Raw genomic sequence first — 24,718 nt, forward strand, 5'->3', positions numbered from 1 at the left:
GACGCTCCACCAGAAGAGTCGCTCAACCTAAATTGGAGAGACGCTTGAATGAATGAAAATCAATCCTTCGATGGCGCTTACTTCGAAGAAGAGAGATCGGTCGACGTCGTCAACTCCCGCATGGGCGAGGCGGGCGAACCCAGGCTGAAGGATGTTCTGGCCGTCATCACCAAACATCTTCATGCCGCGGTCAAGGAAATCGGCTCTGTTGCAAAAATCGTGAAGCTTGAGCATGCTTGGCGGAGATTGGACGGACGGAACGATGACGGATTTCAAGTGGCGCCATTTCCAGGGTGATGTGATCCTGTGGGCGGTGCGCTGGTATTGTCGCTATCCGATCAGCTATCGCGACCTTGAGGAAATGCTGGCGGAACGCGGCATTTCGGTCGACCATACGACGATCTATCGCTGGGTCCAGTGCTACGCCCCGGAGATGGAGAAGCGGCTGCGCTGGTTCTGGCGGCGTGGCTTTGATCCGAGCTGGCGCCTGGATGAAACCTACGTCAAGGTGCGGGGCAAGTGGACCTACCTGTACCGGGCAGTCGACAAGCGGGGCGACACGATCGATTTCTACCTGTCGCCGACCCGCAGCGCCAAGGCAGCGAAGCGGTTCCTGGGCAAGGCCCTGCGAGGCCTGAAGCACTGGGAAAAGCCTGCCACGCTCAATACCGACAAAGCGCCGAGCTATGGTGCAGCGATCACCGAATTGAAGCGCGAAGGAAAGCTGGACCGGGAGACGGCCCACCGGCAGGTGAAGTATCTCAATAACGTGATCGAGGCCGATCACGGAAAGCTCAAGATACTGATCAAGCCGGTGCGCGGTTTCAAATCGATCCCCACGGCCTATGCCACGATCAAGGGATTCGAAGTCATGCGAGCCCTGCGCAAAGGACAGGCTCGCCCCTGGTGCCTGCAGCCCGGCATCAGGGGCGAGGTGCGCCTTGTGGAGAGAGCTTTTGGCATTGGGCCCTCGGCGCTGACGGAGGCCATGGGCATGCTCAACCACCATTTCGCAGCAGCCGCCTGATCGGCGCAGAGCGACAGCCTACCTCTGACTGCCGCCAATCTTTGCAACAGAGCCCACGTTTGCCACAGTCAATGCGGACGCGACAGCCATTAGGCTTATCGCTAATCCGCTGAGCTGATCCTCGGACCTGATATTCATGCCTTGGCACCATCAGCGACCTGAGAGTGTGGCCCCAAGACTTGTGCCGCCGCCGAAATTGCGGCGAGTGCTGTGGGAACACCTGCAACAATCGCTACCTGGGTAAGAACGCCGAAAATCTGGTCTCGGGTTGCACCCGCGCGTACCGCAGTGGGGACATGAAATTTGATGACATCAATTCCCGTTGCGCCCAACGCCGCGCCGGCTGCGATGATAACGAGTTCCCGGGTTTTCAAATCCAAATCGGTGCGGCTGTATACATCGCCGAAGACCCACTCAATCACATAGCGACCAAAATCAGGCGAGCTATCCTTAAATCCATCAAGGTATGCCTCCGTGGGAATGCCGGTGACTGCGGCGAATGTAGCAGATCCCCTGGCGAAACGGTCCTTTGAGACCTCAGCAGGCAAAGCGACGCTGGAATTTACGACTGACATGCTCTATCTCCTCGTTTGCACTGCACCGTGCAGTCTCCAACACATACATTGCACAGTGCAGTGCAGTCAAGGAAGGTGATGATCATCGTGAACGAAATTAGCGATTCCCCCGCAGCGCCGGTCCCTCAACTCGCAGCGACATACCGAAACGAGAGGGATCCTGGATGCCGCAACGCGCGTCTTCCTCGCGCGAGGCTTTGAAGACACGAGCATGGACCTGGTTGCGCGGGAGGCCTCAGTTGCGCGCCGAACTGTCTACAACCAGTTCGAAAGCAAGGAGGCGCTGTTTATCGCATCCGTAGAGCGAGTATGGAGTGAATTTCCCGTTGTGGAAATTACCGCTGATGAGTCTGTTCTAAGCGATCCGGCGGCTGGTCTGAAGCGGATTGGGGATGCCGTTGTGGATTTTTGGGAACCGCCGATTGCTGTGGCTTTTCTTCGTATGGTTATTAGTGAGGGAACCCGGTTTCCCGACCTGCCAACAACCTTCTTTGAAGCAGGGAAGGCGCCGGCAATGCGAGCTCTGGTAGAGTACCTGAGAACCTTAAGTGCGAACCGCGTGCTTCATGTCGAAGATGCGGAACTTGCAGCTTCACAGTTCTTAGGTTTGCTGAACGAGCCCCTTCTTTGGCTACGAGTTATCGGTATTGGGGATGCTCCATCGAAGGAGCGACGTGAGAAAGTGGTTGCCGAAGGCGTGAGCATGTTCCTCTCTCGCTATGGAAAGCGGCAAATATTGCCAGACAGCTAGGATGTTCACGCCCTAAAAATCATATTTTTATATCAAGGCGTAGCTGTCATCGTGAACCAAGCTCAAAAGGTATTGGCCGTAATTCGTCTTTGCTAGTAGATTTCCGGCTTTCTCGATGACCTCTGGCGTCACCCAGCCTTTCCGATAGGCAATTTCTTCGGGGCATGCGACTTGGAGATTTTGTCGGTCTTGAACTACTCGGACAAACTCACTTGCCTCAAGCAAGGAAGCGTGTGTTCCTGTATCAAACCAGCCATATCCTCGGCCTAACCTGACAACCGAGCACAAACCATTTTCTAAGTAGATATTGTTTACTGATGTTATTTCGAGGGCTCTGTTGCAAAAAATCGTGAAGCTTGAGCATGCTTGGCGGAGATTGGACGGACGGAACGATGACGGATTTCAAGTGGCGCCATTTCCAGGGTGATGTGATCCTGTGGGCGGTGCGCTGGTATTGTCGCTATCCGATCAGCTATCGCGACCTTGAGGAAATGCTGGCGGAACGCGGCATTTCGGTCGACCATACGACGATCTATCGCTGGGTCCAGTGCTACGCCCCGGAGATGGAGAAGCGGCTGCGCTGGTTCTGGCGGCGTGGCTTTGATCCGAGCTGGCGCCTGGATGAAACCTACGTCAAGGTGCGGGGCAAGTGGACCTACCTGTACCGGGCAGTCGACAAGCGGGGCGACACGATCGATTTCTACCTGTCGCCGACCCGCAGCGCCAAGGCAGCGAAGCGGTTCCTGGGCAAGGCCCTGCGAGGCCTGAAGCACTGGGAAAAGCCTGCCACGCTCAATACCGACAAAGCGCCGAGCTATGGTGCAGCGATCACCGAATTGAAGCGCGAAGGAAAGCTGGACCGGGAGACGGCCCACCGGCAGGTGAAGTATCTCAATAACGTGATCGAGGCCGATCACGGAAAGCTCAAGATACTGATCAAGCCGGTGCGCGGTTTCAAATCGATCCCCACGGCCTATGCCACGATCAAGGGATTCGAAGTCATGCGAGCCCTGCGCAAGGACAGGCTCGCCCCTGGTGCCTGCAGCCCGGCATCAGGGGCGAGGTGCGCCTTGTGGAGAGAGCTTTGGCATTGGGCCCTCGGCGCTGACGGAGGCCATGGGCATGCTCAACCACCATTTCGCAGCAGCCGCCTGATCGGCGCAGAGCGACAGCCTACCTCTGACTGCCGCCAATCTTTGCAACAGAGCCCGATGGGTGATGAACAATCTCGGCACGGACGCGGCCGTGCTCGATGCGCTCATTGCGAAGCGAAATGCTGATAGGGCGCGGGAAGAGGAAGTTGCCGCTAGCGCGGCCGAAGCAGCGGCCAGAGAGCAGGACCAAAAAAGGATTGATGCTCGACACCGCGATGAAAGGCGGCGCGCGAAAGCTCGAAAGCGAGCGTGGGAGCGCCAGCTACGCAAGGCGGAGGAACAGCACCAGGCCTTGAATGATGAGGCGGCTTATCTTGCGCAGCGCATAATCGCGCTAGAAGGACGGAACCGGGTCATTCGCATGTTTCTCCCCCGCAATTCTGAGCTTGAGCGATTGCGCGCAAGAGCGCGCCAGTGCGGAATTGAAATCGCACAAGCGGACGCAGGCATTGCCAAGCTTCGCTCATCGCCGCCCGAGGGGCCTGACCTTGCTGACTGAGAACGTTCCTTCCCCTGCCCCACAGATTGCCCGCGTCTATCTGCGCGTCAGCACCGACGCGCAGGATTTGCGTCGCCAAGACGCGATCGTGGGCGAAGCAAAGGCCGCAGGCTACTATGTCGCGGCGGTCTATCGAGAGAAGGCATCGGGTGCCCGCGCCGACCGCCCCGAGCTTTTGCGCATGATTGCCGATCTTCAACCCGGCGAAGTAGTGATCGCGGAGAAGATCGACCGGATAAGTCGTCTCCCCTTGACCGAGGCTGAGCAGCTGGTTGAGACAATTCGTGCGCGAGGCGCGCGACTTGCCATTCCCGGCGTCGTGGACCTGTCCGACCTCGCGGCCGATGCCGATGGCATCGCCCGCATCGTGCTCGAATCTGTTCAGGCGATGCTCTTGAAGATCGCCTTACAGATGGCCCACGACGATTACACCGATCGCCGCGAGCGACAGCGCCAGGGTATCGCCTTGGCAAAAGCCGCAGGTCGCAGCGGAGGGCGCAAAGGCGATCGGGCAACGCACGCCCGCATTGTGGCATTGCGCGAGGCGGGCAAGAGCATTGCCAAAACGGCAGAGCTGGCCGATTGCGACCGCAGCACAGTCAAGCGAGTATGGGCGGCGCATCGCGCCGCCCAGGTGCAAGAACCCAGCCCTCAGCGAAATCACCGTGAGCGGAAACGCTGATTGCCCTTTCTGTTCGGCTTCGCGCCGGTGGCAGCTGCCACCGGCAGTCCCCTGCCCGCGTCAACGGACTGCCAGCCAGGGGAAAGAGCGGCGGAGCCGCGACAGGGTTTTCCAATCGCCCCCATGCCGATCGAGCGCAGCGACCTATGGGCGCCAATGGCCGGTGGCAGCTGCCACCACCGCCAGTCCAAATTGCTGCATCTACTCGGGCGGTTTCCTTTGGGCGTTGCTGTCTGACGGATACGAACTGCGCATCGCCACTAATGCGGGCAAGCAGAAAACCGGCCTTCGGCCTTGGGTTTCCGCAAGCGGACCCTCCCATTTTCAGCTTGCCCGCGTGGCTCAGCTCCGCCGCAAAAAATCCGTCAGCAACGCTTATCCAAAGGAGACTACCATGCAGAACATCGCTGAATTTCGGATCATCGGCCGCGTTGGCAGTGTCGATACGACCGATAAAGTCACCCACGTTTCCGTCGCCGCGAACTACAACCGCAAGGATGGCGATGAATGGAAGACCGATACGCACTGGAACCGTGTGACGTTCTTCCGCCAGCTGGCAGAGCGCGCCGCTGATCTGGGCAAGGGCGACCTGGTTCACATCACCGGACGGGTCCGCCAGAACAGCTACGAGAGCAATGGCGAAACCCGCTACTCGGTGGACCTGATCGCTGAGGGGCTGGGCATCCTGACGAGGGGCGGGGCTGATTAAGCCCCTCCCTTTCCCCATAAGACGGGCGGCCTAGCGGCCGCCCTTTTTGTGGACAATGCCTCTCATAGACCCTAACGATAATAGGGTCTAATTTTGCGAGGCATCTGTGGCGGCCAAACTGTTCAATCGTGTAGCGAGCTTGCGCATCGCTGCCGGACTTACGCAATCCGAGCTGGCGGCGAGGATTCACGTCTCACCTGAAACAGTCGCCGCCATCGAGAACGGCAGGCAGGACGCCACTTTGATAACGGCGCTCCGAATGTCCCACGCACTGCGAACTCAAGTGCCGAACATCTTTAGGGAGCAGCCTTTCCCTAAGCTGATCGGCTCCGATCGAGGCGAGAGCCGCACAGCTTAGGAGGTCACTATGCGCCGTCAGATCGTCAGCAAACTCCGGCGTGCAGCAAGCGCGCTACGGACGGCTATGCTTTTGGCGTGGCTTATCCTGCTGATCGCAGCTGGCGCGCTCATGCTGATCGTGGCTCTTATTGTCGCCACGCTGGCCCACGCTGCCTTTGGCTGGTGGGGCGTGGCCGTGGTCGCAGCTTTCGTGCTGGCGGCTATCTTCGGCAAAGATCCACCGACCGAACCAACCAGCCCGCGTCGCAAGCGCAAGGGCCTTCACCTGAATGACGATCCGAACCCATGGTATATGCAGTCGCAGTATCGCTTCGGATCGGGAAATAGCGCCGCCCATAACCGCTGGCACAAGTAGCCCGTGGCGCAGCCATTGAAGGGATTCTCAATGCGAACAATCGTAGTGACTAATGAGCGCGGTGGCATCGGCAAGACCATGCTTACCTGTCATATCGCGTGGCATCTGGCCGAGCAGGGCAAGCGTGTCGTGGTCCTTGACCTGGACAAGCAATGCCACAGTGCCGGAATGCTGAAAGCCGAGTTCGAGCAGATCGGGCCGGTTCAGTCGATACTCGACTTCGCCCCCGGCGAGGAACCTCCGGCGCTGGCTTGCTTCAAGAACACGAGGCAAGTGGTCGAACTGACGACTGACGGCCCGCAGCAGGGCCAGCACATCGCCGCCTATGTTCGCGCCATTCGTGCCGGCCTTGCCAAGCACTACGACTATTGCGTGATCGACACGGCCCCGGCTTGGGATGGCCGCAACCTTATGGCGCTGATCGCATCCGATTATGTCGCGGTGCCTTTAGACCCCGACAAAACCGCACGGCAATCGCTCAACGAGATTTCGCAAAGCATCAGCCTTGCCAATAAGGTTCGGGGGGAGGGCAACGAAACCCGCTTCGGGATCGTGTTCAATCGTGTGCAGACGACGAGTGAAGTGTCTAAAATGCTCATGGAGCGGATCGGGCAGGCGCTACCCGCCAATGTTGTCCCGCATACCATCCCGCACCGCGAGCATATGCGCGAGGCGGCCCTTCTCGAAATTCCCGTGTGGCGACTTGCCAAGGATACGCGCCGCAGCGCGCCGGTCCTGCGCGAAGTCGTCTCCTACATTGTCGATCAAGCTGAGAGGGAAGCCGCATGAGCAAGGCAGCTGTCAAACCGGCGAAGAAGAGCTTTGCCGACTTCGATATGGACGCGATGGATTTTTCGGCCGTCCCCGCGAATACCGAGTTCAAGGCAGCTGGGCGGTTTCAGCGCCTTCCGCTCGCTGACATTGATCCAGACCCCGCGCAGGTTCGCCGGGAGTTCGACCAGGCCGAGATTGATGCACTGGCCGCGACCATCAAGGACCGCGGCTTGCTGCAACCCATCGTCGTCGCGCCAACATCGAACGGCCGCTACATCATCCGATACGGCGAGCGGCGCTACCGCGCGTGCCGCCAGCTTGGTTTCGACCAGATCGACACCGTTCTGGATCAGGCCGACGCCGAACGCGATATTGGCCTCGACCAGTTTCTTGAGAACGAACAACGCCAAGCCCTAAGTCTGGCCGAGCGCGTCAGTTTCATCGCGAGCCGCGTCAGTGACACGCTTTCGACAAAGGATCTAGCCGCGCGCATCGCCAAGCCGCATTCGGAAGTGAAGCGCCTCTACTCGCTGCGCACCTTGCCCGAGGACATTCTTGCCGCGTTGAAGAATTGTTCTCCGCGCGCCGCCGTCGCCATCAAACACGCGATCGAGCTGGACGAGAAGGCCACGCGCAATTTCGTGGTCACGAATGAAAATCCGACAGCCGCCGCCTGCGAGCAGTTTCTTGCCACGCTCCAAGGCGGTCCCGATGAAGAGAGCGCTCAGGCCGGCGCCGCTAAACCGAATGACGATTCAGCGCTGCCCCAAGAATCGCGCGCGCCGGTGGCAGCTGCCACCAGTGCAGCAGATGAGCGTCGGGAGCGGCCCGAACTGGATGCCGGCGACGACGAGCGGGAAGGGGAGGGCGCTGCGCTTGCCGAGCGTTCCGATCACAAGCCGCGCACCCCCGTCAGCCGAAAGAGGCCAACGACGCACCGGCCATCATCATTCAGGGCCGTCGCGGGATTGTTCTCAGCGGCCAGGTCACGGTTCGGTTCGACGGCGAGGCTGCGCCCCAAACCTTCGACTTCTGATAGCTTTTACCGTCCACGTTCACTCAGCATTGAGGCGGCGTGGAATTTTGAAGCGGTGGCAGTTGCCACCGCTTTTTGTTTGTGGGGTAGGTATCTACTGTATGGCAGGATAAGCCTTGCGGCGGCTAATGTTAACCGATACGCTCAATCCTATCGGATCGCGCTTCACGGTTGGGAGATACCTACCCCACATGGAAAAGACGCTGGGCTTCAAGATCGAGGCGGCCAAGCTCGCAAAGATCGACGCGCTCGCGCAGACGAGGGGAGGGCGCGGCCCCTTCATGCGTCAGCTGGTTGACGCGGTGCTCAGGCAGTCCGGGGCGGCCATCGAGGCCGCGCCTGTTGCCGACCGCGAGGCCGCTGGCGAGCACCGCCTTTATCTTCGGCCCACCGAAACCGAACTGGCCGTGATCCGCCATCGCGCAAAGGAGCGCCGCATGACCCCGGCGACCTGGGCGATGGCTCTTGTGCGGCGACACATCGGCATTGCCGCGCCTGTCGATCGCGAGTTGCGCGAAGAGCTGTTGAATTGCCGTCAGGCGTTACAGCGCATTGGCCGCAACGTGAATCAGATCGCCCGAGCGGCGAACAAGATGGCGCTGGCGGACAATGCAGCGGAGATCGCCGGCGAGCTGCATAAGGTCAACGACCTGCGCGCGGCGATCGGCGCGGCCGTCGAAGGTATCGGTGCAGCCACGAAGGCCGATCTTGTCTATTGGGAGGTGCCCGGTGAGCGACTTTGACAGCAGCTTTGAGGCGGGCCAGCTCGCCGCGCTGTTCAAACCAAAGCTGACCAGCGACCCGAACAGGCGCGGCGCCGACATGTTGCTGCGCTCGCTTAGTTCGAGGCGAGCAGGCCAGGGCGGGAGCACCCGGGCGCGGCTTGCTCGCATTGTCAGCCGTGCTCCGGAGGTCATGGTCAAGGTTACGGGCAGGCCGAAGGGCAAGAACCACGCGGCTGCGCATTTCGACTATATCGGCCGAAAAGGCGATGTGCCGCTTGAAACGCGCGATGGCGACATTCTGACTGACAAGGAAGATCGGGCGGCGCTGGCGCGCGATTGGGGCGATCCTGTCTATTGGCGTGACAATTCTACCGTAGCCGCCGTGAGCATGGTTTTTTCGATGCCGGCAGGCACAGACCCCGACAAGGTTCTTTCAGCGGTGCGCGAAGTCGCGCGGAGCGAGATCGGGCATGAGTGGGATTACGTCCTGGCGCTGCATACGGACACACCACGGCCTCACGTGCATGTGACGGTTGCAGCGCGCGGTGACACGGGGAAACGCTTCAACCCGCGACCTCAAACGCTGCATCATTACCGGGAGCGCTTTGCCGAGGAATTGCGGGCGAGGGGGGTTACTGCCGAGGCAACGCCTCGCGCAGCGCGCGGTGTCGGCCGAGCTGGTCAAAGCATGGCCCTGAATCGGATGCGGCAGCGCTACATGGCCGGCACCGCACCTGCACCGTTTGCCAATCAGAAGATCACTGCGGCCGCGCGAGACCAGCTGGCGGGGCGGTCCACCGCTCCGGATTTCGTGGTGCGCGGGCGGCAGGCATGGAATGAGACGCAACACCGCTATCTAGCCGCCGCCAAGCGCCTTGAGGCAAGCAGCGATCCAGCTGACCGCCAGCTTGCCGACCAGGTGCGGCAATTTGTGGGGGCAGGGCGAACGCCTACAATTCATGAGCGATCGGTAGCCGCGATGGAGCGGAAGCGGCAGAGCGAACGATCTAGGAACCGCGATCGTTCGCGGGAAGGGCCAGGACGATAGTTACTGGCCGTGCTTGGTCCAGCCAACGCTGTTTGCGCGTTCCAAAGCGACCAAGGCGTCTGATACCGCCTTCTGCGCGACTAGAAGATAACCTTCGGCAATACTGGGCCATGTTAACTCATCGAACGGATTTGTGACGTTGCCGTTGAAATAATCGAGAGCTTCATGGGCGCGTGCAGCCGCCTCGATTACCTTGGCGGTTTGTTTCTTTGCCCTGTCAGATTTCTTCATCGTGCCTCATGAGGCCATAGCCCATCAAGAGATCGCAAGCGGTGGCAGCTGCCACCGCTCTACCTTCCGTCAGTTTTGAGCCTGCCACGATCTACGGACAGCTGGGGTATCATCGGATACTTTAAGGCTTCACGCTCCCGCGCCCGACCTTCATCTATCCCGTATGATGCGCCAATCATCAAACCTACGAAGAACACGGGGATCATGAGCAGGAGCATCGAGCCGAAGCGTGCTCTACGGCGAGAGCTTTGGATCGCGAGCGCATCACGTTGCAGCTTGAGGGCTGTTATGATCGTCTCGGTAGCAAGGGTGATTTCATGGGCGTCGTCGCCCACATTTGTAAGCAATTGCTCAACGTCCGTCAGAGGGCGTTCTACCTGTTTACCCACTTCGCTTAGATCAGACCAAGCGAGGTTTCTGGAATGAATCACGCGAAGCAAGGTTTCAATGTGACGATCGAGATCGGACACGCCTCTCGATGGCACCGGATCAGGCCGGGGAATGTTCATCGTGCGGTTTCCTGTTTCCAAAAAGCATGTGCCATGCACTTAGCGCGAGCGTGACGGCTTCCTTTCCTGCTGGCGCAGCGTCAAATCCTCGCGCGCTATGCGGGTAGCCTCGTTCTGGCGCTGTTGCTCGAAACGGGCAGCAGGGACCGGCGCGCCAACCTCAATACGCTTGGCGACAGTTTCCTTGGCCCGCTCTATGAAGCGATCCCTGTCTTCCTTTTGGGTGAACCGGGTTTTCGCTTCGATCGCTGCCGCCAGGACGTGCGATTGCGCGGCCTTGAATTGCGGGTTGGCCGCATTATCCCGATGCGAATTGCGCCGGAACTGTTCGGCCGCAGCACGAGATTCTGAGGGGTCTTGCTTTGCCATGCTCGCTCTCTTTGCCGGGTCTTGTGCTTCGCGGGCCTTATCTCGCGCCGCCAGCCTTTCTCCCTCAAGTTTAAGCTGTTCAGACGGCTTGAACCCTTTCACTTCGACCCCCGATCGCGCCGCTTCCAGATAGACCGCCTTCTTGAATTCGTCGCTTCCATGAACACGGATCGACTGCCAGCCATTGTGCTTCGCGATCGCGATAGCATCGCCAATGGCATAGTCCTTGTTGATGCGAATGCCGTCTTGGCCCTTGATCGACATATCGGGCTTGTCATCGCGGCCGCTACGGAAAAGATCATTCCCAACGCGCAGATATTTGCGTTCGAGCTGCGTGGGCAGAGCCAAGCGTGTGTCGTCAACTTGCTTGTCATCCTTTGGCGCTGCCTTCGATGGAACCTCAGCTTTCGCGGGCGCAGCACCGTCTTTGCTCTCCGCCCTGGCTCGCTCACCCTCATGGATATTGAGCGATTTATCGGCCGATGCGGTCGGAGCCGCTTCGCGCTTCGCTTGCCGGGGCCACGCATTAAGGTCGGCCCGCACTCTGCTTTCGTGTCCGCGCAATTCGTCGGCAGGCGCTCCGCGTTTCAGCGCCTTATTATACTCTTCGACAGCCGGCGTCAGATATTGCGCAACCGGCGTGGACCCATCATTGCGCCAATCCGTGGACGCCAGATAAGCGGTTTTTCCGCCTTTCTGCATCGTCAGCGCGTGGTCATATTGGTTTTCCAGCTTGGCAAATGCCTTCATGGCATCGGGGGAATCTCGCAAAGGTTTCCTTGCTGTTCCCAGGGCCAAGAATTTCGTAGGAGCGCGGCGTCTTTGCTTGGCGTTCGCTGTTGTCATTATCGGCCATATTCTTCTCCTTCACTCAGAACTAGATCCCGGCGCTGACCTTCCCACTCCTCTTTCGTCGGGTCGGGACCAATAATGTCGTCGAAGTTGATTTCATCGAAAGCCATGCTGCCGTCCTTCACTGTCAGGTTCGGCATATCGCGATCGAGGGCGAGAACGTCTTCGGGAATGTCCTGCACCTGGTCATCGGCCAGTGCGGAATAATCATTGAAAGCCGCCAGCTCTTCATCGCTCAGATCATCGACGGCCGCGATCGGCGCGACCGGCTTGGGCAGCGCCGGCACTTCCGGCGCAGGCGTCAAGCGCGAGCGGAACACGGCATCCTTGAAGTAGCGGATTTTCTTCCCGCGAATGACGGGGATGCCGCCCCGGATGACGAGTATATCGTCTTCGGGCAGCTGCATCAGCTCTTGCGGGAGCATCAGCGCGCGGCGCTGTTCGGAGATCGTCTTGCTTCGATTGGCGAGCAATCCATGTATCGTCAGGGACCGGCTTTCCGCATCCTGACCAAGATAGCCGAGGCGTTCGGACAGTTCCTTTGCGACCCGCAGCTCCTTCGGCGTGAAAGCAATTTCGACCCCGCAGTTTGATACGATTTCGTCCGCGCCATGCTCACCATAGACATTCCGCAGCTGGGAGCGGGACTGGATGACGGGGAGCAGACGCAGCCCATAGCCGCGCACATAGGAGAACGCATTGGCAATGACCTGGGCGCGGCCGAGCCGCGCAAATTCGTCCAGAATGAGCAGCACGGATAGCTTTTCACCATCGTCGGGCAGTTGCCGCGTGTTGAGGTCGATCAGCTGTTGGAAAAACAGATTGTAGAGCGGCGCGACCCTATCGAGTTCATCCGGCGAGACACCGAGATAGATCGAGGTCGGGATGCGGCGAAGGTCCGTCAGGGAAAAGTCGCTTTCGGCCGTCGCGCGATCGACAATCGGATTGATCCAGAGATTGAGCTTGGAGGTGACGGTCTGGATAATGCCGGTGAATGTGTTGTCTGCGCTGGACGTAAAATCGCTCAACGCAGCGCGGCACCCTTCCGATAGCGCACCATCGCCGGCTTCCTTGGCGAAGAATGCCTTCATCCCCGGCATCGTGATGGTCCGGTAGATCTCGCCAAACGAGAAGGGACGTTCAGGCTTGGCCGCGATCCACGATGCTATGCCGACAAAGGCCGTGCGGGCTGATTCCGTCCAGAATGCCTCGCCCTTCTCCGGGGGCACGAAGAGCATCGTGGCGATCTTCTGCAATTCGACCAGGACCTCAATCGGGTCGGACCTGTTGATATAGCTGAGCGGGTTGTAGCGGGCCGTGCGGCCTTCCCTGTCCGTAGGGTTGAACAGCACAACCTTTTGGCCGCCCTTGCGGCGGAAACCCGCCGTGATTTCGTAGTTCTCACGCTTAATATCGAGCACGACAACCGAATCCGGCCATTGCAACAGATTGGGAATGACGATGCCGACGCCCTTGCCCGATCCGGTCGGGGCTTCGAGCAATACATGCTCCATCTTGCCCACCATGAGAAAGCCGTTGCGGAAAAAGCCATTGCGGACGCGGCCGAGCACAATGCCCTTTTTCGCGCGAAGGCCCGCCTTGCGGATTTCACCTTCGCGCGCGAAACGCGCCTCGCCGTGAAGGTTCTTTTTCGGCCGCAAGACGATCGCCATGAGCAACACCGGCAGCGGCACGCCGATGACCGCGCCTCGCCAAAGCGCTTCGGTCACGACAGGATCATGCCGATAATACCAGAAGAAGCCGGGAAGGGTGAGCGGATCGTAGGCCGCGGCGGGCATCTTGAGGAAGAACCACGCCACCGTGCCGGTCAGCAGGCCGATCAGCAGGAGCGTGATCGGAAGGAGGACAAGGGCCAGTGCGAGCCTGTTAGAGCCTGTTTTCTGGATCAAAATATATCTCCGTCACGCGAAAGCGGCCTTCGACCTTCTTGGTCTGCACGACCACATCAACCAGCAGCTTGAGCAGGCTGCGAATGTCGTCACGGGCCAGATCGGCGCCGCCCTCGCTTTCCTTGACCAGCAATGTCAGCTGTTCGAACGCGAGTTCGGCCGAGTCCGCATGGATCGTCGTGATCGAGCCGGGGTGGCCTGAGTTGACGTTGCGGAGATAGAAGAACGCGGTGCCGTCGCGCAGCTCCTGCAACAGTATCCGGTCAGGCCGCATACGCAGGGCCGATTCCAGAAGATCCTTTGCAGAGATTTTCGCGGTGCCCTGCTTGTCCTTCGCGTAGAGCATGTGGACCACGTTGCGATGCGGAACGACCAATTCGCGCGTGTCTTCGATCGTCAGCAGCCGCTCATGCGGCGGAATGAGCTGGATCAGCCCTTTAGAGAGCGTCGTCTTTCCCGAGCCGGTAGCGCCGGAAATCAGGATATTCTTGCGGCCCTGGACCGCCTTCTGGAAAAATTCGACGTGCTTCCCTGCGTCGAGCAGATCGCGCAATTCAACATCGAGCGGCGAGACTTGCCGGGTTGCGATCTTCGTCTCGCTAAACAGCCCACCGCGCTCGAAATCCTCCATCGTCAACGTCACCGATGACGGCTTGCGGATGGTGATGGACACTGTGCCGGCAGGGACAGCAGGCGGCACAACCAGCTGCACACGCTCGCCGCTGGGGAGGATTGTGGAGCAGATCGGCGTGGACTGGCTTATGTCCTGATGCGTGAAAGCCGCCGCTGCCCGCGCGAGCGCGAGCAGCGACTTTTCATTCAGGTCGGGCAATGTCTCCCAGGACCACCCATCGCGCGTTTCAATTGCCGCCTCGCCAGCCTTGTTAATCACCAGCTCCGTTACGTCCTCACGCGCGAGCAGAGGGCGCAACGGCAGCAAGGCGTTTTCGAGGACAGCCGTATTGCTCATTGGCCGCGCCGAAGCCGAAGGCCGTAGATGTTGGAGAAATCGAAGTCGCGCGCGACCATGATCCCCACTTCCGCGCCCTGATTGATGCGAAGCACCGGCTGAATCTGCATCGTGTCCCGCAAGATCGTGTCCGACGCTTGGCTGGGAACCCGAGTGACATTATCCGCGTCGGAGACTTCCGAGGCGGCGATCGAGGCGGCATCGTTAAGCGAGCTGAACAGCAACGCCGCCCCAAAGCGTTCCCAAAAAAAGTTCTTCACGCCGCCTGCCATGCCTGAACGGCCAAGCGCATCGCTGGCGGGCGAGCCTACGTCGATCGCCACGCCGCGAGGCGTGACCGCGCGGTTCCATACCGCAAAGAGACGATATTTGCCGCGCTGGACGCCGGTTTGATATTCGCCCAGGACGCGCGTTCCCTTTTCCAGCAGAACGACGCGGCCGTTGTCCGAATAAATGTCGCGGGGAATGATGCAGCTGACATATCCGGGCTGACTGGAATCCATCGCCGTTTGCAGCACGCACGGAATGAACGACCCTGCGAGGATCAGCATATCGCGGTTGCCAATGTCGCGGCCTGACACCCGATCAATTTGCGAGGTCTGGCGCATGTTTTCGAGATTGGTCCGGCGCGATCCGCCCTGTCCATCGCCATCGGCCGACGCGCCAAGCAACTGCGCGCCCTGTCCTCCTGTGCCGCCGCCCATGGGCAGGCCGGTGGCAGCTGCCACCGCTCCGCCGACCCCACCGCCGTTTTCGCCACCATAGGCCATAATTCCGGCGCGGCGCTGCGCCTCTGCGATGACTTGCCCCTCAGACTTTTGGGGGCGACCGCTTGCACCGGCTGTGCGGGGCGCTTGGCTTCCATCAAGCGCCGGCACTTCCGTCATGGGCACCGGCGCGTTCGGATCATTCGGCGCATCGGCAAGCGTTGGGGCTATGATTGACTTCGGATCGTAGTTGGCGAGCTGCCTTTCATCCGGCTTTTCCGCTTTCTCGGCTTTTTCGGTTGGATCGCTCCGCATTGCGTCGATGGTGCTAAAACCGAGCACAATCGCGCCGCAGGCCACCGCCGCGAGAACGACCGCCTTTTTGGGGTCGATCGACCTGTTCGGAAGGGCGGCAATCTTGGCCTGACGTTCGCTTTGCCGCTCAATGTCTTCCGGATCGGGCACCGGCTCTGATGCAAGGGGCCGGTTTTCGACCGTCTCGCCCTGCGAAATGATGTTGTCGCCATGCGGCGCGTTGTCATGATCGTTCGCAGCCATTTTATTGAACCCCCGTGGTTCGCTCGACCAGGCCAGAGGCCGTGTCAGTTTTGGGATCGCGCCCGTAATAGTCGGTTTTCTGATTGTGGATGCAGAGCACTTCGAGGCCCCGGCGCAGCCGGATTGTTCTGTAAACCCCGTGCAGCACCACATATTCATCGCGCACATCGAAGGAGGCGATGGCTTCCGATCCATCAGGATTGACGATGAAGAACGCCGGCAACTCACGCTGGTTGGGAAAGCGCATTACCGTGAACTGTCCGTTGTCAGACACTTCGGAGGGCTGGATGGCGGTCGATCCTTGCATGATGTAGTCGGCGTTGCGCGTGCCTTCCAGCACGCCAATATCGAGCGCGGACTTCACCGCGCCGCGTTCCATGGCTTTCAGCTGGGCCAGCTGGGCCATTGCGGCTTGCGCCTGCGCTTCCGCTGCTTCCTGTTCAGGATAGCGGAAAACGACCGTATAGAAGCCGCTGCCCCGCTGCGTTGGCGACAGAGCGAAGCGGTAGCTGCGCGGGCCATAGCGCGAACGGGTTATGACCGTCAGGTTCGTGCGACCCGCGCGCTCGCGCGGTTTGATAAAGAGCGAATTGGCAGCCGGTGCGACTTCCCAGGACACGGTATCGCCCAGCGCCACATGCTCGACCACTTCATCCTTGGCGAAGACGATTTCCGTGGCGATGCGGAACACGCCCGGAATCTCATAGACTTGCCGATCATTGTAGTTCGCTTCACGAACCCGGTGATCGAGCACCGTCGCATGGGGCGTTTCTTCGGCCATCGCCGGCGACGCAGCCAGCGCGATCGCGAGCGCAAACGGGGCGCTCCACTTCAACACGGTCATTGGGGCACCTCCACGTCAGCGCGATAGCTCTCGACCTGATAGCCAAGCGGATTCTTGAAGCGGTCCACTTCCTTGCTCGGCGTGCCATCGACCTTGTATTTGATGGTCGCGACGGCATCGGTTTTGGTCGAGTTCGAGCCGGTCACAGATTCCTTGGTAAAATAGACCTGCGCGACGTTGCCGCCCAGGAACGACACCCGCTTGATCTCGACAAAAACATCAGTGCGGTTCGCAAGGATGTTTTGCGGGCTTTGGGGATTGTCGGTCTTGTAGAAGCGTGACCACCGATCCTGTTCGGGCCGCGCCGACATGACCATGACCGCATCGAAATATTCTTCGCGAGCGGCCGCTATCCAGCCTTCGCGATAGCGGACATAGGTAGCGAGGAAATACTTACGGACCGCCTCGTCATAGGTGATCGTCGCGTCACCGTGGAGCTTGGCGGCGATCGACGCCTCGCCCGTGTTACGGTCCACCGTGATAACATATGGCTCGACCGTTTTCAGAGGCGTCAGGGCTGCAACGGCCACAACGCCAGCAGTCGCCAGGGCGCCAGCAACGCCAGCGACGACCCACGCCAGCTTTTTGGAGCGCTCGGCCGCCGCAAGCTTGTCACGTTCCCAGCTTGCAGCCTCTTCAAAATAGGCTTTCAGCTCGTCCTTTGGAATACCAACTGCCATCGTAACACCTCAGCAATTCGAGTAGATCGGGCCGCGCAGCGAGGCGCTTAGACGCGGCACTTCGACCGCCCGCGATGCGTCCGACTGTTCATTGCCCGGAGTGGCAGGGTCTGCCGGGGCAGCGTCCGGCGTTGCCGGTGCGCCCTGGTTGAACACGTCCACATTCGCCGGGGCGGTTCGCTGCGCGGCCTGATCCGGGATCGAGGGAAGGGTAAGCCCATGCGGATTTGCGGGCCGCATCGGCCCCTCGCATTTGGCTGGTTTTTTGACGGGCTGACCGGCGCAGGCCGCCAGCGCCAGGCAGATTCCGAGTCCAAGCAACTTGCGCATATTCGTTCCCTCAAGCTCTGGTGATTGTGTTTCGGTTGCGCCAACGGCGAACCGCCGACGAGAAGCCCCGACCCATGCTGGCCCCCATGGCGCGGGCATCGCTGGCCGCGTGGCCTGCGCCCGTTGCCACAGCCCCGCCCCCCGCTCATCACGGCGTTACCGAACTGCGATACCATCGCAGCAGCACCGCCACCCAGCGAGGCCGCAATTCCGGGGATTTGTAGGAAGAAGAAGCACGCGAGGACGTAGAAGGCGATGATGCGAACGCATGTGTCCCAAACGTGCTCAAACTGACCGTCGAAGGATGCTGTTGCGGATTCCGCGACGTTGGCGACGACGAGCACCAGCAACAGCGCGAACAAGGACAGCATCAAGAAATTCAGGACGCTACCGAGCCACGAGAAGAAGTAGCTTCTGGTGGAATCGAAGAGGAGCGCCCCGACGAAGATCGGACCAACCACCGCCAGACAGGCGAGCGCGAACAGCGCATAGAGCACGATCACAAAGCCAACCGCGAGCGCGAACAACGCGGCTACAGCGGTTAGCAAGATGATGATGGTTGCGCCGATACACAGGATGATCGCAGTCGCTGCCCCCTGCAAATCCCACATGCTGGCGTTCTGCTCAGCATATTCCTTGGTGGCATCCTGCATCCCTATCAGAGCAACATCGACGCGCGCCCACATCGTATCAAACGACCCACCGACGCCATTTGGCGAGTTCCCGATGATTGAGGCAAACTCATTAGGCAGCCCCGTCACGATCATTTGTGCAATTGATGCCCCGTAAAGGCTTGTCACAGCCCAATAAAGTGCAGCGAGCATTAGGGAGCGATAGACGTATTCGCGGAATGGGTATTGCACAGCACCGCGCATGATAGCGTAGCCGAGCAGTATGATATAAATCACCATTCCCGTGCGGAGCGGCCCAGCGATCCAGCCAACAAACCCAGCGTAGTTTGAAACCACAGACGAGTTGAGTTCGTTGACAAAGCCCTGATAGGCATTCGTGAATAGATCGTATTCCACCAGATCGCTCCGCGTTATTATTCAATCGACCTTCGAGCTGTCACATTCCCGCCGCTTTGCGTGCGCGAGCCATCTGATCTTCTCGGTCACGGGAATATTTGATCGAGGCGATGGCAGACTTGATGCCTCCGCAATTCTTGGCGACGGGAATGGGAAGATCGGATTGTTTGAGTTCGCTGTTCATGATCTTGTCGCACTCCGATACGATCACCGGAATTTGATCTTCGTTGGCTTTGAGCCATTCCACGTCGTGGTAGGTCATGAGGATTTCAGGGAAAACGGGTGCGCGTTGGCAGCCGGCGATTATGCCGGCTGCGCTCAATGCTACTAAGGCCATCTTCCGCATTCTTACATTCCCGCCGCTGCCCGCGCGCGGGCCAGTTGCTCTTCACGATCGCGGGAATAGCTGGAGAGGGCTTCCGCCGTTTTGGCCGCTTGTTCGGCCCGACGCGCCCGCTCCATGGCATCGACGCGGAGCTGGTCGTTCATCATGGACGCGCTTTCAAGCTGGATGCGCGCTTGAAGGTCAGCGACTTCCTTGGCCGTTGATGCCGAAGCTAGGCGGCTGCGCAGCTCTTCCAGGCCTTCGCCACGCGATGTGGCCGCTTCGCCCATCCCTTCGGCCATGGCCTTGTCCATCGCGATCGAGCGCGCGGACTGATAGCGAACATCAGTCTGATCGCCATTCGCGGACACGCCGAGACGTTCGAGCATGTCCTGATAGATCGCATCAGATCGCCCGCCATAGCTGCCGCCGCCGCCAAAATCGCCGCGCGCCATGCGTTCGAGCGAGTTCACATCGACGCCGAGCGTGCGAAGCGAATCCGTCTTGAGCTGGTTGGCGATCGAGGAAACATCGGTCAGCTGGTTCAACCCTTGGTAGAGCTGCTGCGCTTCCGCAATCTGCTGGCGACCTTGCTCGATCATCTGCATGGTCTTCTGGATTTGTTCGATATGCTTGAGCACGGACGTGCTATCGAACACAGGGATACCCTGCGCACTGGCTGGCGTCGCGGCCGCAAGGCTCCCGATCGACACAGCCGCCAAGAAAAGCTGCTTCATAGTCTCACTCCTTTCAGCTTGGGCGCCGGCGCCGGTGAAATTCCGGCAACCAGAGCTTCGGATCATTGCCCAATTCGGCAATCACTTCGCGGGCCACGCCCGTTGTCTCAGCGCGCCCCGACAGCACGGCCAGTTCATCGTCCATGCCAATGAGATCCAGGCCGACCACAACGGAGTCATGGCCCTGCTTCACAAGGAATTTGCGGCTTTCCGGCGACAGCTCTTCGCGCACCAGCTTAAATTCCGCCTCCGACAGCGAGAAGCCTTCGATGTAATCCCGGCGCTGGCCGAACGGATTGGGCAGGAAGATTTTCGTCGCTACCTGCTCCAAGATCGAATGGCTGATCGTGGACCGCAGCGCGTCTGCAGGCGACTGCGTTGCAAAGACGAGGAACGCGTTGCGCTTGCGGTATGTCTTGAGGCCATCCTGCGCAAATGCTGTGAACGCCGGATCGGCCAGCGCCTTCCAAAATTCGTCAATCGCAATCACCATGCGCTCGCCTGTCAGGAGCGCGTCTATCCGCTCGAACAGGTAGAGCATGACCGGCGTGCGGATTTCCGCGTTTTCGAGGAAGTCGGTCATATCGAAGCCCACGAAACGGGCTTCGAGAGACATGGAATCTTCCTCATTATCGAAAACCCAGCCAAGGTTCCCCTCGGAGGTCCACTTGACTAGGCGCGCGCCGACGCCGCCCGAGTCCGACATGCCGAGCATGGTCCGCAGCGCCGACAGCGAGCGTTGCTCGCGTGGCAGCTTCATCACGGCTTCGATGCCATCGTCGATCAGGTGCGATTCCTGCACCGTGATCGGCGCCCCCTCTTGCTTCACCAGCTGGCGGATGAAGCGACCGAGGAACGCGCGATGGGAAGCCGTATTGTCGAGCGCCTTGAGCGGAGCGAAGCCCGTAGGTTCCCCGTTGCGCAGCGCGAGATAGGTGCCGCCGCTGGCTCGGACAAAAATTTCCGCGCCTTGATCCTTGTCGATGAAGATATGGCGCGCGTTGAACTTTTCGAGCTGCGCCATCAGGAAGTTGACCAGCACCGTCTTACCGCCGCCCGATGGACCAATGACCATCGAATGGCCCAGGTCTGCCGAATGGAAATTGAAGTAATAGGGGCTGCGAGCGCTTGTCTTGAGCAAGGCGACCGCAGGCCCCCAATGATTGCCGTCCTCGTGCCCTGCAGGGAACGTATGGAAGGGCGAGAACGCCGAGAAATTATATGACGTGATCGGCGCGGGGCGCGCCCTCCACGCGAAGTTGCCGACCAGCTGCGACCAATAGGCAGCTTCCAGCGCCGCGCTTTCGCGGGCGGCGACCATGCCCGTATCGGCCAGCGCAGCGCGCGCGATCGACATGTTATCGCGCAGCTTCTTCAAATCTTCCGCGAACACCGTCAGCGTGAAATGATGGTCCCCCAGCACAAAGCGGTTCGATTGCAAATCGTCGGCCGCGTCGATCAGCTCATCCATCTGGCTGATCGCCTTGTCACCGGCGTTCGCCATTTGGGTCTGGCGAAGCCGAAACCGTTCTGTTGCCGCTGTGCGCGACAGGAACGTGAACGACTGCGTTATGGCGAGGCTGAAATCGACCGAAAGCAGCGATTCAAACTGGCGCGGCGTTGTCGATGACGGATACTCGCGAATGCCGAAAATGCCGCCGAACATCGAATGATCGGCGTCGCGGACCTCAAATGTCTCAGCGCCGATGATGGCGCGGCTCGCATAGAGCGCCGAGCCGAGACGGCCACGGACCAGAGGACAGCGCCGATAGCGCCCGGTCATCACCTGGTTCAATATTTCCAGCGGTTCGGAGAACAGGAGACCCCGGTGCTCATAGATGCCGACACGGCGCGGACGAACGCGCAGCAGTAGCTTTTCCAGATCGCGCACCTTGTCTTCCAGCAGCTCTAGAGCTTCCGCGATATTGGCGTTCTTGTCCTCCTGCTTCTTGCGCAGGAAATCCATCAGCTTGTCGGTCGCGTTTGCTGTTGGGCGGATCACGACCGTCATGAAGAAGCGGTTGCGGAACATGCGTTCGGCCGTCATCCGCTCATAGTATTTTTGATCGAGCTTCGCGGCGAAATGCGAGCGGAACGTGCCGCCTGGATAGTCGCGCACGCGCATCCGCAACATGTGCGTCCAGATCGAAAGCCGCTCGTCATGGATATTGCGCCAGACCCCGTTGAGGCGCGTGTGCCAATCATTCAGATCGCGCACGTCCGAAGTCTCAAAGGGCCGTCCATCCAGTTCGAGCATGAGCATCAGATCGCCGTTATCGAGGGCGACCACATGCTCATTGACATGCCGCGAATACGGCAAGAATTTCTCGGGCATTTCCTCCCGTTTGGCCTTGTCAAAAGGCACCTTCTCCGCGAGCGCGCTCTTACCGAACACCACGACCAAATCCCTTTCGCTTGATTCCGTAGAGCGGCAGCGGCGTGTAGCTCGACCCACCCCAAAAGACGCGGTTCCGGTTCGCCGCTTTGGTCCGGCCCCACAGGAAGATCAGCCGGAATGCGTTCACGTCATGCCGAACGATAAGCCGCGCCATCGCATAAAGCGCGACGGCGGCCGCGCCGCCGTAGAGAGGATTGCCCGAACCAACCAACGTGATTGCGCCCGCCATGATGATGAGCGCGCCCGCCTCAATGGGAACACCCGCCCACAAAGCGGGGCGGGTGACGGCCAAGAACAGCGGGTCTTTTGTCATTTCTTCCTGACCGTCCATCCCCGATCACCCCGTAATCGTGTCGACGATCCAAGGCGCGGAGAACACGATCACCACGCCAACTACGACCGTGACGAGCATCTGCACCGACGCGCGGCCCAGGAACCACAGAAGGCCGACGACGATGATCGCGATGATCGCCAGCGTGCGGAGCAAACCGTTGCTCAGCAGGCCGAGAATATTGTCGGCCAGGCCTTCAAAGTTTGCCTGCGCAAAAGCCGGCTCCGCTACGAGCAGGCTTGCCAGCAGCGACAGGGGCAGCGCGCGCGCCATGAGCGGCGAGGGCTTGAGACGCGCGAGCAGCGCATCGAGCCGGGATTCAGCCTTGATCTTCCAGATACGAAACATTCGACAACTCCTATCTTCGCCTTACGAACCAATCCGCGCGTGTTGGGCGCGGCCGAAAACATCCCACGCAGGCGGTGGAGGCGGTGGAGCCGCCTCCATGTTCTCCGCTGCGATTTCCGCCAGCTCCACCGGCACACGACCGGCGCCAGTGTCGCTCACGGCGGCGCTGGCGGGCTGATCGCCTACGATGACAGTCGGGATTGCGGTCGCAGGCCGACCGCTGACGCGGCGACCTGCGTTCTCCACGCGGGCGACATAGCCGTTGCGGAAACCTCTCGATTGAGAGCCTGTGTTATACATGCTGAGTGCGACCCGAAGGGCCTCTTGCGGGGTGCGCCCCGTCTTGGCCGAACGGAAATTGGACAGGAGCACCCGCCCTGCCGCTTCGACATTGGCGCACTGCTTGAAAACAGTGTCCCACGTCAGGCCGAGCCAGCCCATGTTGCGTGAATTGATTTGGCCGAGGCCGAGATCCACGCTGTAGCCGCGAGCCACATAGGAGCGCGCGGTTGCGATGGCCTCAGCCTCATTACGCGGACGGCGCGGCTGACTGGCCACGCCGTTGACGTTGATCGCAAACACATAGTTCGAAGATTCCGCATCCACGATCGCGGCGATCGTATGCGGTGCTACTGCTGGGGCGCATTGCGCCGCCAGCGAAAGAACGGCCCCGGTTTCGAGGAACACGTTCCCGCTCCCGGTCAGTTGCGCGGCTGATAGTAGGTCTGTTGCCGCCCGTCAGTCCAAGTGACCGTCAAGCGACCAGGCCTCCCATCATCCGGCTTCTTGTATTTGGTCTTGGCGATGCCCCCGCCCGTGCATGTCGGGAAGCTGCCGCCGAGAGCCAGCACGCGCCACAGTTTCGTTATCGGTGGAACACAGGCTGGATATTGCGTCGGACCACCCGGGTTGGAGATGCACAGAACAACCTCACATGCCCAAGTATTATCCGACGCTACAGCGGGGGTCGATTGCACCGCAGCCCCCACCAAGGCGGTCGCGAGCGCGAAATTAAAAGCTTTCATCGCTTTCTCCCTCGTCATCGAGATTTATGCACATATCACGATGAGGGGGGAAAGGGAAGCCTAAAACGCCAATTTGTTGCTGCATTGTTTGTCGGGGACCAATCGGATATGGTCATCCTCATATCCGTAATCGAGCACGACATGCCGCACAGCGCTTGACAGTCGCTTGTAGGTTTTAAGCGTTGGTTGCTCGAATAGGCAGACATTCAGCCACTTATCGCCACGCCACGATACTTTGACATTGATGATCCATTCACTCGACGGCAGTTGCGCAATTTCGACCGCTTGGATCATTCCCCCAGCAGGGCGGCGGGTGGTTAGTTCGCGCTCAAGGATCGGATCATACTGCCAATCGTCGCTATGCGGCATCGTGATTTATTCCCTTTTACCGATTAGGATATGTCTATCCTCGCTTTGACGGCGAGGGCAACCCGGCTTGTCGTCTCTTGCCGCGCAACCACATTACAGCCATTAAGCGTGTCAACACGCTTATTCCGGCACCACACCAACCTCTTGTGTTCTAGACCTATGGCGCGCCCGAAAAGACAGGAAGACCCTCTTCTCCCGGTTCCTTTGCCCCGGCGTCGGCCGAGCCGCGCCAACACGCGAAATCTCGCAGCATCGGTGAAACCCGAGCTGGCGGCCGAGATCAAGAACCTCGCTGAGCGCGAACAAACGTCCGTTGCTGCCCTGGTCGAAGAGGCGACGATCAATCTCTTGAAGGCACGCGGGATCGAATATCCCGACTATCTGCGCCACTACCGCAAATTGGCGTGACGAGCGCGTTATAAGCGTGCGCGCACGCTTATTCTTGCCAACCCCTTAAACTTGAGCCAGTTATGACGCGCTGATTCCGCCTTGGAGTCGGCGA

At 59.8% G+C, this 24,718-nt stretch carries 31 protein-coding genes and 1 pseudogene; 14 read left to right on the top strand and 18 right to left on the bottom strand.

What is annotated here, in order from left to right:
- The first annotated feature begins 48 nt into the window (after nucleotides 1–48).
- Both KRR38_RS35250 and KRR38_RS35255 read left to right on the top strand, forming a co-directional pair.
- Nucleotides 49–297 carry a hypothetical protein gene (locus KRR38_RS35250; protein WP_217408425.1) on the top strand — a complete coding sequence of 83 codons (249 nt, stop codon included), beginning with the start codon at nucleotides 49–51 and terminating at the stop codon, nucleotides 295–297.
- A complete protein-coding gene (locus tag KRR38_RS35255) occupies nucleotides 263–1,027 on the top strand; it encodes an IS6-like element IS6100 family transposase (RefSeq protein WP_001389365.1) in 765 nt (254 codons plus the stop codon). The genes KRR38_RS35250 and KRR38_RS35255 overlap by 35 nt, the downstream gene beginning before the upstream one ends.
- Nucleotides 1,028–1,161: 134 nt before the next feature.
- On the opposite strand, the gene KRR38_RS35260 is transcribed toward KRR38_RS35255, so the two are convergent.
- Complete coding sequence (locus KRR38_RS35260) at nucleotides 1,162–1,602, bottom strand: carboxymuconolactone decarboxylase family protein (protein WP_071117966.1); 441 nt, start codon at nucleotides 1,600–1,602, stop codon at nucleotides 1,162–1,164.
- 160 nt (nucleotides 1,603–1,762) lie between these two features.
- On the opposite strand from KRR38_RS35260, the gene KRR38_RS35265 reads away from it, so the two are divergent.
- The gene (locus tag KRR38_RS35265; RefSeq protein WP_256449669.1) at nucleotides 1,763–2,353 is read left to right on the top strand and encodes a TetR/AcrR family transcriptional regulator; all 591 of its coding nucleotides are present in this window, start codon (nucleotides 1,763–1,765) and stop codon (nucleotides 2,351–2,353) included.
- A gap of 27 nt (nucleotides 2,354–2,380) precedes the next feature.
- Here the strand turns inward: KRR38_RS35265 and KRR38_RS38180 are convergent, their stop codons facing one another.
- Nucleotides 2,381–2,701, bottom strand: a complete 321-nt coding sequence (locus KRR38_RS38180) for a sugar phosphate nucleotidyltransferase (protein WP_375293514.1) — start codon at nucleotides 2,699–2,701, stop codon at nucleotides 2,381–2,383.
- A 44-nt stretch (nucleotides 2,702–2,745) separates the two neighbouring features.
- On the opposite strand from KRR38_RS38180, the pseudogene KRR38_RS35270 reads away from it, so the two are divergent.
- The 10 genes and pseudogenes from KRR38_RS35270 to KRR38_RS35315 all read left to right on the top strand — a co-directional run bounded on the left by KRR38_RS35270 (nucleotide 2,746) and on the right by KRR38_RS35315 (nucleotide 9,695).
- Nucleotides 2,746–3,508: pseudogene (locus tag KRR38_RS35270) on the top strand (IS6-like element IS6100 family transposase).
- Between the two features lie 60 nt (nucleotides 3,509–3,568).
- Nucleotides 3,569–4,006: a hypothetical protein gene (locus KRR38_RS35275; protein WP_217408402.1), complete on the top strand. Its 438-nt coding sequence runs from the start codon at nucleotides 3,569–3,571 to the stop codon at nucleotides 4,004–4,006.
- Entirely contained in the window at nucleotides 3,999–4,688 is a 690-nt protein-coding gene (locus KRR38_RS35280) for a recombinase family protein (RefSeq protein WP_375293515.1), read from the top strand. Before KRR38_RS35275 ends, KRR38_RS35280 begins: the two co-directional genes overlap by 8 nt.
- Nucleotides 4,689–5,082: 394 nt before the next feature.
- Nucleotides 5,083–5,397: a single-stranded DNA-binding protein gene (locus tag KRR38_RS35285; protein WP_030540874.1), complete on the top strand. Its 315-nt coding sequence runs from the start codon at nucleotides 5,083–5,085 to the stop codon at nucleotides 5,395–5,397.
- A gap of 106 nt (nucleotides 5,398–5,503) precedes the next feature.
- On the top strand, nucleotides 5,504–5,755 hold the full coding sequence (locus KRR38_RS35290) for a helix-turn-helix transcriptional regulator (RefSeq protein WP_059153604.1): 252 nt from the start codon (nucleotides 5,504–5,506) through the stop codon (nucleotides 5,753–5,755).
- Nucleotides 5,756–5,764: 9 nt separating this feature from the next.
- Nucleotides 5,765–6,112, top strand: a complete 348-nt coding sequence (locus KRR38_RS35295) for a hypothetical protein (RefSeq protein WP_228168057.1) — start codon at nucleotides 5,765–5,767, stop codon at nucleotides 6,110–6,112.
- 30 nt (nucleotides 6,113–6,142) lie between these two features.
- Entirely contained in the window at nucleotides 6,143–6,901 is a 759-nt protein-coding gene (locus tag KRR38_RS35300; RefSeq protein WP_030540876.1) for a ParA family protein, read from the top strand.
- On the top strand, nucleotides 6,898–8,220 hold the full coding sequence (locus KRR38_RS35305) for a ParB/RepB/Spo0J family partition protein (protein ID WP_254515955.1): 1,323 nt from the start codon (nucleotides 6,898–6,900) through the stop codon (nucleotides 8,218–8,220). The genes KRR38_RS35300 and KRR38_RS35305 overlap by 4 nt, the downstream gene beginning before the upstream one ends.
- The gene (mobC, locus tag KRR38_RS35310) at nucleotides 8,114–8,665 is read left to right on the top strand and encodes a plasmid mobilization relaxosome protein MobC (RefSeq protein ID WP_021245545.1); all 552 of its coding nucleotides are present in this window, start codon (nucleotides 8,114–8,116) and stop codon (nucleotides 8,663–8,665) included. Before KRR38_RS35305 ends, mobC begins: the two co-directional genes overlap by 107 nt.
- Complete coding sequence (locus KRR38_RS35315; RefSeq protein ID WP_054590666.1) at nucleotides 8,652–9,695, top strand: relaxase/mobilization nuclease domain-containing protein; 1,044 nt, start codon at nucleotides 8,652–8,654, stop codon at nucleotides 9,693–9,695. Before mobC ends, KRR38_RS35315 begins: the two co-directional genes overlap by 14 nt.
- Here KRR38_RS35315 and KRR38_RS35320 read toward each other — a convergent pair whose 3' ends face one another.
- From KRR38_RS35320 to KRR38_RS35400, 16 genes are all read right to left on the bottom strand, one after another.
- Complete coding sequence (locus KRR38_RS35320; RefSeq protein ID WP_020819802.1) at nucleotides 9,696–9,926, bottom strand: hypothetical protein; 231 nt, start codon at nucleotides 9,924–9,926, stop codon at nucleotides 9,696–9,698.
- Between the two features lie 59 nt (nucleotides 9,927–9,985).
- Nucleotides 9,986–10,435: a hypothetical protein gene (locus KRR38_RS35325; protein WP_020819803.1), complete on the bottom strand. Its 450-nt coding sequence runs from the start codon at nucleotides 10,433–10,435 to the stop codon at nucleotides 9,986–9,988.
- A 39-nt stretch (nucleotides 10,436–10,474) separates the two neighbouring features.
- The gene (locus tag KRR38_RS35330) at nucleotides 10,475–11,554 is read right to left on the bottom strand and encodes an LPD7 domain-containing protein (protein WP_254515956.1); all 1,080 of its coding nucleotides are present in this window, start codon (nucleotides 11,552–11,554) and stop codon (nucleotides 10,475–10,477) included.
- 95 nt (nucleotides 11,555–11,649) lie between these two features.
- A complete protein-coding gene (locus tag KRR38_RS35335; RefSeq protein WP_020819805.1) occupies nucleotides 11,650–13,566 on the bottom strand; it encodes a type IV secretory system conjugative DNA transfer family protein in 1,917 nt (638 codons plus the stop codon).
- Nucleotides 13,544–14,536, bottom strand: a complete 993-nt coding sequence (virB11, locus tag KRR38_RS35340; protein ID WP_011627746.1) for a P-type DNA transfer ATPase VirB11 — start codon at nucleotides 14,534–14,536, stop codon at nucleotides 13,544–13,546. Before virB11 ends, KRR38_RS35335 begins: the two co-directional genes overlap by 23 nt.
- Complete coding sequence (gene virB10 / locus KRR38_RS35345) at nucleotides 14,533–15,801, bottom strand: type IV secretion system protein VirB10 (protein ID WP_020819806.1); 1,269 nt, start codon at nucleotides 15,799–15,801, stop codon at nucleotides 14,533–14,535. The genes virB11 and virB10 overlap by 4 nt, the downstream gene beginning before the upstream one ends.
- A gap of 1 nt (nucleotide 15,802) precedes the next feature.
- Nucleotides 15,803–16,645, bottom strand: a complete 843-nt coding sequence (locus tag KRR38_RS35350; protein WP_021225586.1) for a TrbG/VirB9 family P-type conjugative transfer protein — start codon at nucleotides 16,643–16,645, stop codon at nucleotides 15,803–15,805.
- Nucleotides 16,642–17,325 carry a virB8 family protein gene (locus tag KRR38_RS35355; RefSeq protein ID WP_004213217.1) on the bottom strand — a complete coding sequence of 228 codons (684 nt, stop codon included), beginning with the start codon at nucleotides 17,323–17,325 and terminating at the stop codon, nucleotides 16,642–16,644. The genes KRR38_RS35350 and KRR38_RS35355 overlap by 4 nt, the downstream gene beginning before the upstream one ends.
- A 47-nt stretch (nucleotides 17,326–17,372) precedes the next feature.
- Nucleotides 17,373–18,683 (bottom strand): type IV secretion system protein, encoded by a 1,311-nt coding sequence (locus tag KRR38_RS35365; protein ID WP_309141268.1) that lies wholly within the window; start codon nucleotides 18,681–18,683, stop codon nucleotides 17,373–17,375.
- A gap of 40 nt (nucleotides 18,684–18,723) precedes the next feature.
- The gene (locus KRR38_RS35370; RefSeq protein WP_011627751.1) at nucleotides 18,724–19,029 is read right to left on the bottom strand and encodes a hypothetical protein; all 306 of its coding nucleotides are present in this window, start codon (nucleotides 19,027–19,029) and stop codon (nucleotides 18,724–18,726) included.
- A gap of 2 nt (nucleotides 19,030–19,031) precedes the next feature.
- Nucleotides 19,032–19,745 carry a type IV secretion system protein gene (locus KRR38_RS35375; protein WP_020819810.1) on the bottom strand — a complete coding sequence of 238 codons (714 nt, stop codon included), beginning with the start codon at nucleotides 19,743–19,745 and terminating at the stop codon, nucleotides 19,032–19,034.
- Nucleotides 19,746–19,758: 13 nt separating this feature from the next.
- The gene (locus KRR38_RS35380; protein ID WP_006949654.1) at nucleotides 19,759–22,143 is read right to left on the bottom strand and encodes a VirB4 family type IV secretion/conjugal transfer ATPase; all 2,385 of its coding nucleotides are present in this window, start codon (nucleotides 22,141–22,143) and stop codon (nucleotides 19,759–19,761) included.
- Nucleotides 22,130–22,474: a type IV secretion system protein VirB3 gene (locus tag KRR38_RS35385; RefSeq protein ID WP_006949650.1), complete on the bottom strand. Its 345-nt coding sequence runs from the start codon at nucleotides 22,472–22,474 to the stop codon at nucleotides 22,130–22,132. Before KRR38_RS35385 ends, KRR38_RS35380 begins: the two co-directional genes overlap by 14 nt.
- A gap of 6 nt (nucleotides 22,475–22,480) precedes the next feature.
- Entirely contained in the window at nucleotides 22,481–22,822 is a 342-nt protein-coding gene (locus tag KRR38_RS35390; protein WP_004213202.1) for a TrbC/VirB2 family protein, read from the bottom strand.
- A 21-nt stretch (nucleotides 22,823–22,843) separates the two neighbouring features.
- The gene (locus KRR38_RS35395) at nucleotides 22,844–23,509 is read right to left on the bottom strand and encodes a lytic transglycosylase domain-containing protein (protein ID WP_020819812.1); all 666 of its coding nucleotides are present in this window, start codon (nucleotides 23,507–23,509) and stop codon (nucleotides 22,844–22,846) included.
- A 398-nt stretch (nucleotides 23,510–23,907) separates the two neighbouring features.
- Nucleotides 23,908–24,216: a hypothetical protein gene (locus KRR38_RS35400; RefSeq protein WP_004213195.1), complete on the bottom strand. Its 309-nt coding sequence runs from the start codon at nucleotides 24,214–24,216 to the stop codon at nucleotides 23,908–23,910.
- A gap of 255 nt (nucleotides 24,217–24,471) precedes the next feature.
- Here KRR38_RS35400 and KRR38_RS35405 point away from each other — a divergent pair, with 255 nt between their 5' ends.
- On the top strand, nucleotides 24,472–24,624 hold the full coding sequence (locus KRR38_RS35405; RefSeq protein WP_006949649.1) for a hypothetical protein: 153 nt from the start codon (nucleotides 24,472–24,474) through the stop codon (nucleotides 24,622–24,624).
- Nucleotides 24,625–24,718: the final 94 nt, after the last annotated feature.

Origin of the sequence: Novosphingobium sp. G106 (assembly GCF_019075875.1) — a bacterium.
GTDB lineage: Bacteria > Pseudomonadota > Alphaproteobacteria > Sphingomonadales > Sphingomonadaceae > Novosphingobium.